The sequence below is a fragment of the Methanospirillum lacunae genome, assembly GCF_003173355.1.
In the GTDB taxonomy this organism is placed as follows: domain Archaea; phylum Halobacteriota; class Methanomicrobia; order Methanomicrobiales; family Methanospirillaceae; genus Methanospirillum; species Methanospirillum lacunae.
Window position 1 is genome coordinate 31,769 of the sequence record NZ_QGMY01000002.1, and the last position, 12,089, is coordinate 43,857.

Genomic DNA, 12,089 nt, shown 5'->3' on the forward strand with positions numbered 1-12,089 from the left:
AATGGACAATCGGTATTTGTTATATAAATATCTTTTAGATATCGATATATGAGGATCAATATTAAATTAAAGTTTCTATCAGACCAAAAAATCAATTTATTTATTGGTCCATTAAAATAAAAAATTAATTTTGAAGATATCCTATTTAAATCTTAATTACGCCTATCTTGTTATAGATTGGGTAAATGTGTCAAAAAAAAGATTAGATATTATCAAAAAATTGTCTTTGAATTATCTTATACTTTAAAGAAATTAATCTGGATCTGAACATTTTCAACAATGGTGTTCAGATTTCCTATGACCTGGGAGATCTGATTTACTGCAACGGCAACCTCGTTGGTTGAATGAGCTGATAATTCAGCTTGTTTAGAGGTATTTGATACCAGGCCACCAATTTCTGTGATACTTGCGGTTATTTCCTCAACAGATGCTGCCTGTTCTTCTGTTGTAGCAGCAACATCTGTAACACTTACGTTGATCTCCTCAATTAACTCAGCAATCCGGGTAAATGACTGGAAAGTGTCTTGAAGTGCTTTTCCCCCGCTTTCAACATCTTTGACAGTTTTTTCCATTGCGGTGGATGCCTGGATAGATCGTTTCTGAAGATTTTCAATAATAGATGCAATATTTTCTGCAGAAACCTGAGTCTCCTGGGCTAATGCTTTTACTTCATCAGCAACAACAGCAAAACCCAACCCAGCTTCTCCTGCTCTGGCTGCTTCAATTGCTGCATTGAGGGCGAGTAGACTGGTTTGATCAGATATGTCTCTAATAAGACCAACAATTTTCCCGATCTCTTCCATCTGGTGAGTGATGTCCACCATATTATCCTTGCTTTCGATGGTAGATTGGGTAATTCCTTCCATCCCTTTTTCTGCAATGTCAGCGAGTGTTATTCCTTCCCGAGAGTACCTGTCAGCATCAGTTGTGAGTTTACTCACGTGTTCGCTCTTGATTGCAACCTGATTTACCGTTGTATTGAGCTCTTCCATCGCTTTTAGAACCTGGTCAACCCCATGTTTGCATTTTTCTGCATTTTCACTGACATGAAAGGATGAATCAGCAACATCTTTGACACTTGCAGCAACCTCTTCAGTACTTGCATTTACTTCCTCTGCATTGGCTGTAAGTTCCCCCATCTGTTGCTGAATTGAGATAATTGAATTGGATACGGATTTTCCACTATTGTTCAATGCATCTTTGAATTGCTTGAAATCTCCCCTGACATCTGCATTTTCATCATATCGTACTGAGAAATTTCCTATGGAAAATTCATTTGCAATTCGCATGGCTTCCATATTTGGCCGGAGAAATGCTTCAACCAAAGCATGAGTAGCCTCAACCAGTTTTTTGAACTCGCCTGTATATTTGGAAGAATCGATTTGGATGTTGAGATCTCCACTTCGTATCTTTTCAGCAATACCCATGATTGAAGTATTGGCAAATATTGATTTTTTCAGGTTTTCTTCAATCTCCTGTTTTTGTTTCTCAAGATTTATTGACATTGAATCAAAGGAAGAGCTGATCAAACTTATTTCATCACTTCCTTTCATTTCAATGCGATATGCAAGATTTCCAGCTCCTACCTCTTCCATACCCTTTATCAGATTGCCAAACCTCCGGTTTATGTTCTGGGCTATGAGCCACGCAATAAACAGAAGAATTATAGTACAGAAAATAATAACAACGACTATGATTAGTATTCCCTGTGAATACAACTGGTTTGCATCGATATAACACTGGTTTGATGTCTGATTATTATCATCCATCAGTTTCTGTAGATCAGTAAGAATTAGATTTCGTTTAGGAATTGCACTTTGAATCCTGAGTTGAGTCGCTTCTTCATCTTTTCCTTGAAGTGTTAGAGAATTAACCTGTTTTGTTGTTTCAAGGTATTCAGCCGACGATTTTTTAATCTCCTCAATAAGACCTTTTTCATTATCATTCATCTCAATTGAAGAGTAATCATCAAGTCGTTTCAGAAGTGAGACCCCGAATGGATCCATTTTTGTCTGAAATATTTGTTGTTTTTCAGAAACGGTTGATGCAAGAGTGAAGGTATACCCACCTATTGCATAATTGAGCATATCTGAATATGCTCCATATGCAAGCATGGAATGAGTATATTTATTCTTATAAATTTGGTTTACTTCAGAATTAATTTCCCCGGCAGTGAATAAACCACATACTCCGGTAAACATAATAGCGAAAACCCCGATTATAATCAAAATTAGCAATTTTTTGCTCATTGATATAGTATCTAATTGTATCATGACATCCTCCCAAGAGATCACAAAAACAGCCTGTACACATTTCTGTTCAATATCCGATCTTTTCAATCAGATATTTCGGAGTATGAATAGCCTTCAAGGGTATTAAAATCGGTGATATGGTGAATCAATACCGAAATATTAATTAACCCATTAATGTATTTATTGTAAATGGATGGGGATGTTTCTGAAATAATACGAGAAGTTTTAAAAAAATTCAGGAAACCAATATCTATTACACAGATTGCATATGAAGCTTCTATTTCACGGACAACCGCTGCACGATACCTCGATAATTTGCATTATTCTGGTCAGGTAAAGTTATTCGAGATTGGCAAGGCAAAAAAGTACTTATTAACTTCAGAGCAACCTTCTCATTCTATCTGTGACTTATCATCAGATCTTATTATCCTTTTAAGTTCATCATTCAAAATTTTGTTTGTAAACAAGGCATATCTTGAGTATTCTCACCTTTCTCTTGAAGACCTTCTTGGAAAACGGGTCGATGCCTTAAATTTAGATCTTTTTTCATCTATTAACATCCTAAAGATACTAAATGAGTATCCAGGTGATGATCTTTCGTCTCATATCATTGAGGTATACAGGGGTAACCAACTATATATCTATGAAATGTTTTTTCTAAAAGGGCGGGTAGTATCTCATCATGCCGCAATTTCCATTGTTATTAAAGATATTACTGCAAAGAAACGGATAGAAGATGAAAATCGGTTTCTGGCTTCAATTATTGCCTGCTCTGAAGATGCTATTATTGCAGTCGATAACACAATTACCATTAATACCTGGAATAATGCTGCAGAACGATTATTTGGATATAATTCTGATGAAGTAATTGGTCAATCGATATCAGTGATTCATCCTTGGTGGTATAAAGATGTGTATCCTATCCATAATCGGTTACTCATGGGTGAAACAATAAAGCAATACAAGTGTACCAGAAGACGGAAAGATGGTTCTCTCGTTTATGTTTCTATCACTGCATCATTAGTATACGATCATTCTGGGGAGATTATTGGTTCTTCTGCAATATTTCGTGATATTACTGCAGATAATCAGATAAAAAGTTATATTTCTGATTTAAATCAGCAGTTACATGCAGTACTGGATAATATCCATGAAGTTTTAGCGATTGTTGACCCTGGCACTCATAGGGTCCTTTTGCTAAATGAGTACGGGAAAAAACGTTTTGATAGCCAGAATTCGAGATGTTGGTTTCATACAAGCCAGTATAACTTTCCACAAGCATGTGAAATTTGTTCTCATATGAACCTTAACTACATGGAGAAATCCGGGCCAGTATCATTTGAATTTAAAACTGACAGAATAAAATTACTCTCTAAATTCCAGTTGATACCATGGGGTACTAAAAAACATGCAATGATGGTAACCATGTTTGATCAATCTGAGGATCTTAATAAGGATGGCCTAGTCTTCCCTGATAATAAAACGTAATAATTTTAAATAAATTGCCTTTTCGGTAAGATCCGCTAAGCCACTATTGACTCAACAGCAATTACATTACCAGATGAGATAACTAAAGACTCAACTGGAAATTATTTGATTTCAACTGATAGTATGAGGTTCTCTGTGGATTTACCTGGAAATATAATTCAGAACAGAATGAATTAATATTAGTAAATCCTGGTACAAATAATTAATATTCTCAATTAATTTGTTTTTTTGAAACAAGTACATGAATCTGGAAATAAAAATAAATACTGGAGTAGATATATTCTGTGCTTTGATCCTTGAAAAAAGGTTAACTAAAATAATTAACTATATTTCTGAATAGTTTCATATTCAACGACTCTGTGGGAACTTTGATTCCCTGTCGTTTCATCTTCTCTTTCTGCAGTGTCCAGTCATACAGGTTGACAAAATCCATTGCACGTTCCGGATGAGGCATCATCGCCAGAACTTTCCCGTTTTCTGAAGTAATCCCTGCAATATCAGCAGTTGAGCCGTTTGGATTAAACGGGTATTCACCGTTTGCAGATTTCATGTCGTCTTTACAGTAGGTAAATGCGATCATCTTCTTGCTCTGAAGTTTGGCAAGTGTCTCTTTAGAGCAGGAAAAATTACCTTCTCCATGAGATACCGGACAGACAATTTTATCGATGCCTTTTGTCCAGATATTGTCAGCAGTAGGTTTCAATGTAACATACCGGCATTCAAGCACCCCTTTGTGGTTGGGCATCAGGGCAATATCGCGTTTGAACTGCTTGTTAAACGCAGGTACGAGTCCAAGGTTTGCAAGGATTTGGAACCCGTTACAGATCCCGAGAACAAGATTGTCGCCATTCAGAAATTCAGTGAGATCATCCCAGAGATTATTTCTGACCCTGTTAGCGAATGCATTTCCCGCACCGGTATCATCACCGTACGAAAAGCCACCTGGAAATACAAGCAGACGATAATCAGATAGTCTCTGTTTTTTGTCAATGAGATCGTTGATGTGAACGATATCAGAATCCATTCCTGCACGGGCTAATACTTCTTGTGTCTCCATCTCTGAATTGATTCCGTATCCGCTCATGATGAGGGCTTTATCAGGAATCATATCCGGAGATTCGTTAAAAAATGAAGACGTCATATTAGTACCCTCCAAATGGTTTTTTATACGCAGCCTCAAGTTCGCTTACCGGTACAGATAGGATCTGCTTCTTTCCTGAAATCTGGAGGTTCTTCCCGCTTACCCGTCCGATAAGGACGGCATCAGGACCCATCGTCCGTTCAAATGGACGTTTATTATCAGGTGCTATTGTGACGACAAACCGTCCAAGCGTCTCTGAAAAGAGAAGGAGATCTGATCTTCCATCACCGGGGATGGTAATATCCATTCCAAGCCGACCTGCGATTGCCACCTTTGCAAGTGCAACTGCCAGACCTCCATGAGTGACAGGGAAAGCCGAAGCAACCAGATCATGCAGAATTGCGTGTGTCAGTTTTTCATATCGTGCTTTCACTGCCGGAATTTCAATATGGGGCACCGTTCCGGCAGCACTATTTGCACCACATATCTGGACAAAGTACTCTGATCCGCCGAGTTCTTCCCTTGTTTCTCCAATGAGATAGACCAGGTCACCTTCAATCTTGGCATCCAGTGAGACTGCCTTTGTTACATCAGGATGAACACCGATCGAAGAGATCAGCAGGGTTGGAGGGACTGAAACTCTGACCCTGTTGTTATCTGCGTCAAATCCGGAGAAATCATTGAACATGCTGTCCTTTCCTGAGATGAACGGGGTCATAAACCCGGTTGCTCCATCATAGCATCCCCGTACAGCTGCTTTGAGCTGGTCCAGGCGTTCAGGCTCATCTGACGAGCACCAGCAGAAGTTGTCAAGAATAGCGATTGATTCAAGGGGGACACCGATTGCAATAAGACCACGAATGGCTGTATCAATGCAGGCTATTGCCATTCGATAGGAATCGATCTCTGAGTACGAAGGGAAGAGACTCTGGGATAATCCAACTCCTTTTTTAGAGGAAGCAACAACTTTTGTCAGCGTAGCCACTCCCTGTACTCTGCCAATTCCCTGAACTGGTCCTAGTACATGTCCGCCCTGCACAGTGTGATCATACTGAATAGATATGAACTCCTTTGAGCAGATGTTCTTTCGATGAAGCATCGTTTTCAGTGTATCACCAAGATTTTCAGGGCATCCGGGAACAGGTTCGCTTGCTTCAGGAGATGAGGATGATGTTTTAAGATGCTTTACAGGGAGCCCGTCATGAAGGAACGAGAGTTCGATATCCATGACCGTGGTTCCGTTGAACTCAACCACACAGCGTCCAGTATCTGTAAATGTCCCGATTACCGTGCCTTCAACCTCTCTGCGACCAAGAAGATCCATGAGTTCATCGATTTTTTCAGGAGGTACTGCAAGGGTCATCCGCTCCTGTGATTCAGAGATCCAGATCTCCCATGGTGCCATTCCCGGGTATTTCAAAGGAACTTTATCAAGCACAACGTGACAACCATTGCACTCCTTTGCCATCTCTGCAACCGAACATGAGATCCCTCCTGCTCCATTGTCGGTAATACTGGTATAGAGGCCCTTATCCCTGGCTTCTTTTACGATAACGTCTGATACCTTTTTTTGGGTGATTGGATCTCCTATCTGGACGGCAGTTACCGGACTTGCCGGATCCAATGCTTCAGATGAGAAGGTGGCCCCGTGGATTCCGTCTTTTCCAACTCTGCCCCCGATCACAACGATACGATCACCGGGTCTGGCCTGTTTCTCATACAGATTCCTGTCTGCGTTTTTACGGGGCATGACTCCGACGGTTCCGGCAAAAACCAGGGGTTTTCCACAGTACCGGTCATCAAACCAGACAAATCCCTGTGGAGTTGGAATTCCAGAACAGTTCCCTCCAACTCCAACTCCGGCTACGACTCCATCAAGGATACGTCGAGGCGTGAGAATCGGATTTGACTGGTCTTTTCCACGAAAGAGAACGGGGTTCGTATCAGGATCACCGACACAAAATCCGTAGATGTTGATACAGGGTTTTGCTCCAAGTCCAAAACCGATAGTGTCCCGGTTTACTCCAACGATACCGGTGAGGGCACCACCGAACGGATCAAGAGCTGATGGTGAGTTGTGTGTCTCAACCTTATGGGTAACGAGATACTCATCGTCAAAGATGATACCTCCTGAATTGTCTGAAAATACGCTCAGGCAGATATCTTTATCCCCTTTTTCTGCCCGGATTTTATTGGTCGCTGCCTGGATGAATGTTTTATAGAGACCTTTCGGGACATCCTCGTCCATTGCTGAAGCAAAGATTGTGTGTTTGCAATGTTCGCTCCAGGTCTGGGCAAGTGATTCAATCTCAACATCAGTTGGGATTCTCCCGATTGCCTTGAAATAGTCTCTGATTGCATGAAGCTGTGCAAGGTCAAGGGCGAGCGGGCCTCTTCTCTGGCCTGTGACTGGATCTAAAATTCCTTCTTTTCCAATCTGTATGAGTTCCTGCTCCTCAAGACTGAGATCAACAGGTTCAGCAGTTGGAAGTTCATGTAGTTCAACAAACGGTACTACACGATCCATACCGCTGGTTCCATATTCCTGTCGTGTTTTTACGTGAACCCGGTTGACGAGCGGGTTTGCAAGGGTTGAGGTTAGCGTATTTAACACATCGGGAGTGAGTTTCCCACAGACAAAGTACAGATGCGATGTATAGACTGCTTCTCCAGGCTCAAATTTTCGATTGGTAAAATCTTCTATGGTCTGTCTGGCAGTTGTTCCAACATTATCTGTTACACCAGGAAGGAATCCTACCTCAATGGCTGTATCAAAATATGCCTGAGTGGCCTCGTCCACCGTGAACTTCTGTACCACCGGGTTACTCAGTTGCAGACCAATCTCTCTGAGTTCATCCTGAGTGAAATCTTTGGAGACAGTGGAGATGGTATAAATATCAACGAGATGGAGTTCTTCGATTGGGATTCCAAGCGAACGAATCCGGTCTGTTCTGACTTTAAGGCGGGGATCAGCCTTATAGCGGATCTCAATCCGGTGGACATATGCCATGTGTACTTATTGTATGATCGTTTAGGGGCAAAATATGTATCAAGCCGGGGAACTCCTGATGGAAATAAAAGGGTATGATAATGTTCTGGATACCCTAGGTAATTTTGTTCCGGTTTGAGCGCAGATATTGAAGATTTTTAAATTTTCTTTAGATTTTTTTACTGTGACGAATGCGCTAAAATGAGCGCTTTATTATTTATATATTTATATTTCCAAGGTTTGTTTTTTTCTGGAATGACCAACTAATCGGTTGTTAGCAACAACCTTTATCATTGTCTATAATGATTAGGAATTATGGGAACGAAAATTTTTGTTCTAGGAGTACTTGTTTTAGTTGCACTTGCTGGTGTATCTATTAGTACTCCGGTTGTTGCGGATGATGGGTATTGTTACTATTATTGCTATGATAATGGTTATTGGTGGAATTATTACTGGGATTATCTCAATTATTACTGGAACAATTACTGGTATAACTACTGGTACTATTATTGGTATGGTTGGTAACAATATCCATCACATTTTTTTTTATTAATACATTCTCGAATCCATGATGTTTCTATTCTGAATAAAGAATAATTATCATTCGTTCTCGAACTAGTCAATCTGTATAACATCAACACATCTATGGTAGTTGAGTAAAACCGTAAGCATCCTTCTCATTGTGATAACACAATTCCTGTAGATGATAATGTAATCCTCTCTCTGGATCACCATCTATTCCTTATAATTAACAGAATCGCAGCGATGAACCAATATTACGCATTTTTGGTGAAGTAAACAGCAATACCGGGAAAATTCTGGATAATATCATTACACTAAACAACGAGTCGGCAGATGTTACATAGCCCCTCTTTTATCATTATCGCGGTTGAAGAGATTATTACTCGCAGATAATTTTCCAGACAAAGCCGGGAGAGAGATTATTATGGAATTGAAAGGACCAAAAGTCAAGGATTACATAGCGAAATTTATTGTTGAACCTGGGAAACAGGTACGTCTTAAAGATTTTAAGACCGGATGGGCTGAAAACGAACAAATGAAGAAACTTGGAGAGGATAAGTCCAAGGATCTCCTCGTGGAAATGCTTGAAAAGGACCGGAGTGCTCTGGCAGCAGTTCAGGATCTTCTCTGGTCATCCCGAACTCATGCAGTCCTGATAATTCTTCAGGGAATGGATACAGCAGGAAAAGATGGAACAATCAGACATGTTATGTCAGGTGTAAACCCACAAGGGTGTTCAGTTCATGGGTTTAAGGTTCCAAGTACACAGGAGCATAATCATAATTTTCTCTGGCGGTATTCGAATGTTCTCCCGGAACGTGGAGAGATCGGTATCTTTAACCGGTCGTATTATGAGGATGTCCTGGTAACCAGAGTTCATCCTAATATTATCTCCGGTTTTCCAAAAGATATCGGACCTGATGCTGATGGATTCTGGAAAGGAAGATATTATGATATCAACGCGTTTGAGGAGCATCTTATCAGAAACGGAACACTCATTCTAAAATTCTTCCTCCATATCTCAAAAGATGAACAGAAACGCAGGCTTCTTGACCGGCTTGAGCATAAAGAAAAGTACTGGAAGTTTTCGGTAGCAGATCTTACTGAGCGACAGTTCTGGGATAATTACATAAAAGTATACGAGAAAATGCTTGAAGCTACTTCTACCGATATAGCTCCATGGTTTGTCATTCCCGGAGACTATAAATGGGTTGCGCGGACTGCAGTTGCCGAAGCAGTTGTTACAGCAATTAAAGGGTTAAATCTGTCATATCCGTCGGTATCAGACGATGAGATCAAACGTCTTATGGAGGCAAAGAAGAAACTCCAGGCAGAATAATCCCTTATATCAATATCACAACCCTGATTTGCCTGAAATGGGGGTGAACCCTTGAAAATTCAGCAAAATGGCTTCTATCAGAAAGGATGTATACTTGAATCACTAATGCAAGGTACTCTGATCTGCTTTTACAAAATTTATTTTACCATAATTTTTTATAAACCCAGATATCAGGGCGAATAGGTGAAACTATGAGTCATGATAAAAAGAAAGCCAAGAAAGTAGTTGGTCAGGTTCAGGCGGTCGTAGAGTCAGTAAATCCTGGAAAAGTTTCTGGAGAAAGTAAATCAGAAGGAAAAAATTCAGTTCCAGATAATAAAAGTAGTTCAAGTGGACAGTCAAAATCTAAAAAACGTTAAAAGGTCTGATAACCTAATCAGCCAATTTTTCAATATTTTTCTATATCTGTTCCATCTTTTATTCTAATTATCACGGAGAGTAATTGCAATTTGTCTCCAGTACATCATGGTATTCCAGGGGACAATCAATGTCTCCTCAATACTGATTCAAGAATTATTTGTATTAGCTTAAAGAATTCGTTCTTTTTTTTATAAATCATCCACATCTATTTATAGAACTATAAGTCAATGCTAACACATTATCGAGAGGGTTCAATAATGTCAACACAACTTGGGGGACAACCGGTTTACATCCTTAGGGAAGGCAGTTCCAGAAATCATGGTCGTGATGCTCAAAGTATGAATATCACTGCCGCAAAAGCGGTAGCCAATGCTGTCCGTACTACTCTTGGCCCGAAAGGGATGGACAAAATGCTTGTTGATTCCATGGGAGATGTGGTCATCACTAATGACGGGTTTACGATTCTCAGTGAGATGGACATTGAACACCCGGCAGCAAAGATGATGGTTGAAATTGCTAAGACTCAGGATACCGAGGTTGGTGACGGGACCACTACTGCAGTAGTTATCGCAGGTGAATTACTCAAGCGTTCTGAAGAACTCATTGAACTAGGAATTCATCCGACAATCATCGTTCAGGGGTACAGGATGGCATCTGAAAAAGCCCAGGAGATACTCAAAGGGTTGGCAATCTCAATGAAACCGTCTGATATTGAGATCCTTAAAAAGATAGCAGAGACTGCGATGGCTGGAAAAGGGGTGGAGTCAGCAAAACTCATGCTCTGTGATCTTGTATCAAAGGCTGTTACCAGTGTTTCAGAGCCTGATGGAACAGTGGATATTGATAATATCAAGGTTGAAAAGAGAGTAGGCGGGTCAATTGAAGATTCTGATATTGTCATGGGTATTGTCCTTGAAAAAGAGAGAGTACACCCTGGCATGCCTACGAAAGTTACCGAGGCAAAAATTCTGCTTTTGAATGTAGGTGTTGAGTACAAAAAAACAGAAGTCGATGCAGAGATCACAATAACCAGTCCAGGTCAGATGCAGGCTTTCATTAACGAAGAAGAGCAGATGGTCAAAAAGATTGCTGATTCAATAATCAAAACCGGAGCTAATGTAGTTATCAGTCAGAAAGCTATCGATGACAATGCACAACATTATCTTTCAAAAGCAGGAATTTTGGCAATCCGCAGGGTGAAAGGAAGTGACATGGATAAACTTGCCCTGGCTACCGGTGCGACTGTCATATCCAGTATTGATGCAATATCTGCTAAAGAACTCGGATATGCAGGTATTGTTCAGGAGAGAAAGGTTTTAGGCGATGATTTGATCTTTATTGAAAAATGCAAAAACCCTAAAGCCGTCTCTATTATTATCCGCGGGGGAACTGAACACGTCATTGCAGAATATGGACGGGCTATTGAAGATGGCATCAGGGTCGTTTCCACTGTTTTAAAAGATAAAAAATTTGTTGCCGGTGGTGGCTCTCCTGAAATTGAATTGTCTCTTCGTCTCAGGCAATATGGGGCTTCGGTTGGAGGTCGGGCTCAACTCGCAATTGATGCTTTTGCTGCTTCTCTTGAAATTATTCCCAGGACAATTGCAGAAAATGCAGGTCTTGACCCTATTGATATGATTGTTGCATTACGTGCTGCTCATGAAAAAGGTGAAAAGACCGCAGGTTTGGATGTATTTCAAGGAAAACCCCTGGATATGCTTAAAGAAGGTGTCATAGAACCACTCCGGGTAAAAACCCAGGCCATTGTGAGTGCAACAGAAGCAGCGGGAATGATCCTGAGAATTGATGATGTTATTAAATCAGCAAAGTCAGCAGCCCCGGCAATGCCTCCCGGAGGTATGGGTGAGATGGGCGGAATGGGGATGTGAATAGTCCCCCAATCAAGATTTAGCGATTCTTTTGGTTTATTCCTGAATAAACAGACGTTTCATTATTTATTTTTGATCAGAAGGTATAATGCGGAGTAGATCCGTCTCTCATCCGCTAGAGAGTATTTTTAAAATTTCAAATTTTGGTCTTGTATTTTAGAATTTGGAA

Annotated in this window: 7 protein-coding genes; 4 read left to right on the forward strand and 3 right to left on the reverse strand. The window is 40.4% G+C overall.

Annotated elements, in window-relative coordinates:
- Positions 1–236 precede the first annotated feature (236 nt).
- Entirely contained in the window at positions 237–2,273 is a 2,037-nt protein-coding gene (locus DK846_RS00580; RefSeq protein ID WP_146201084.1) for a HAMP domain-containing methyl-accepting chemotaxis protein, read from the reverse strand.
- A gap of 168 nt (positions 2,274–2,441) precedes the next feature.
- Between DK846_RS00580 and DK846_RS00585 the strand changes: the two genes are divergently transcribed.
- Positions 2,442–3,740, forward strand: a complete 1,299-nt coding sequence (locus DK846_RS00585) for a PAS domain S-box protein (protein ID WP_109966984.1) — start codon at positions 2,442–2,444, stop codon at positions 3,738–3,740.
- Positions 3,741–4,047: 307 nt separating this feature from the next.
- On the opposite strand, the gene DK846_RS00590 is transcribed toward DK846_RS00585, so the two are convergent.
- Both DK846_RS00590 and DK846_RS00595 read right to left on the reverse strand, forming a co-directional pair.
- Positions 4,048–4,881: a phosphoribosylformylglycinamidine synthase subunit PurQ gene (locus DK846_RS00590; RefSeq protein WP_219970595.1), complete on the reverse strand. Its 834-nt coding sequence runs from the start codon at positions 4,879–4,881 to the stop codon at positions 4,048–4,050.
- Position 4,882: 1 nt separating this feature from the next.
- A complete protein-coding gene (locus DK846_RS00595) occupies positions 4,883–7,831 on the reverse strand; it encodes a phosphoribosylformylglycinamidine synthase subunit PurL (protein WP_109966985.1) in 2,949 nt (982 codons plus the stop codon).
- A gap of 925 nt (positions 7,832–8,756) precedes the next feature.
- Between DK846_RS00595 and DK846_RS00600 the strand changes: the two genes are divergently transcribed.
- From DK846_RS00600 to thsA, 3 genes are all read left to right on the forward strand, one after another.
- Positions 8,757–9,671, forward strand: coding sequence for a polyphosphate kinase 2 family protein (locus DK846_RS00600; RefSeq protein WP_109966986.1), 915 nt, complete (start codon positions 8,757–8,759; stop codon positions 9,669–9,671).
- A gap of 191 nt (positions 9,672–9,862) precedes the next feature.
- Positions 9,863–10,030: a hypothetical protein gene (locus tag DK846_RS17500; protein WP_181391559.1), complete on the forward strand. Its 168-nt coding sequence runs from the start codon at positions 9,863–9,865 to the stop codon at positions 10,028–10,030.
- A gap of 258 nt (positions 10,031–10,288) precedes the next feature.
- Complete coding sequence (gene thsA, locus DK846_RS00605; protein ID WP_109966987.1) at positions 10,289–11,920, forward strand: thermosome subunit alpha; 1,632 nt, start codon at positions 10,289–10,291, stop codon at positions 11,918–11,920.
- The last annotated feature ends 169 nt before the right edge of the window (positions 11,921–12,089 follow it).

What these genes read in the sequence shown, in the direction of transcription:
- DK846_RS00580 (WP_146201084.1), bottom strand. Translation starts at nt 2,273, where the DNA reads ATGATACAATTAGATACTATATCAATGAGCAAAAAATTGCTAATTTTG.
- DK846_RS00585 (WP_109966984.1), top strand. Translation starts at nt 2,442, where the DNA reads ATGGATGGGGATGTTTCTGAAATAATACGAGAAGTTTTAAAAAAATTC.
- DK846_RS00590 (WP_219970595.1), bottom strand. Translation starts at nt 4,881, where the DNA reads ATGACGTCTTCATTTTTTAACGAATCTCCGGATATGATTCCTGATAAA.
- DK846_RS00595 (WP_109966985.1), bottom strand. Translation starts at nt 7,831, where the DNA reads ATGGCATATGTCCACCGGATTGAGATCCGCTATAAGGCTGATCCCCGC.
- DK846_RS00600 (WP_109966986.1), top strand. Translation starts at nt 8,757, where the DNA reads ATGGAATTGAAAGGACCAAAAGTCAAGGATTACATAGCGAAATTTATT.
- DK846_RS17500 (WP_181391559.1), top strand. Translation starts at nt 9,863, where the DNA reads ATGAGTCATGATAAAAAGAAAGCCAAGAAAGTAGTTGGTCAGGTTCAG.
- thsA (WP_109966987.1), top strand. Translation starts at nt 10,289, where the DNA reads ATGTCAACACAACTTGGGGGACAACCGGTTTACATCCTTAGGGAAGGC.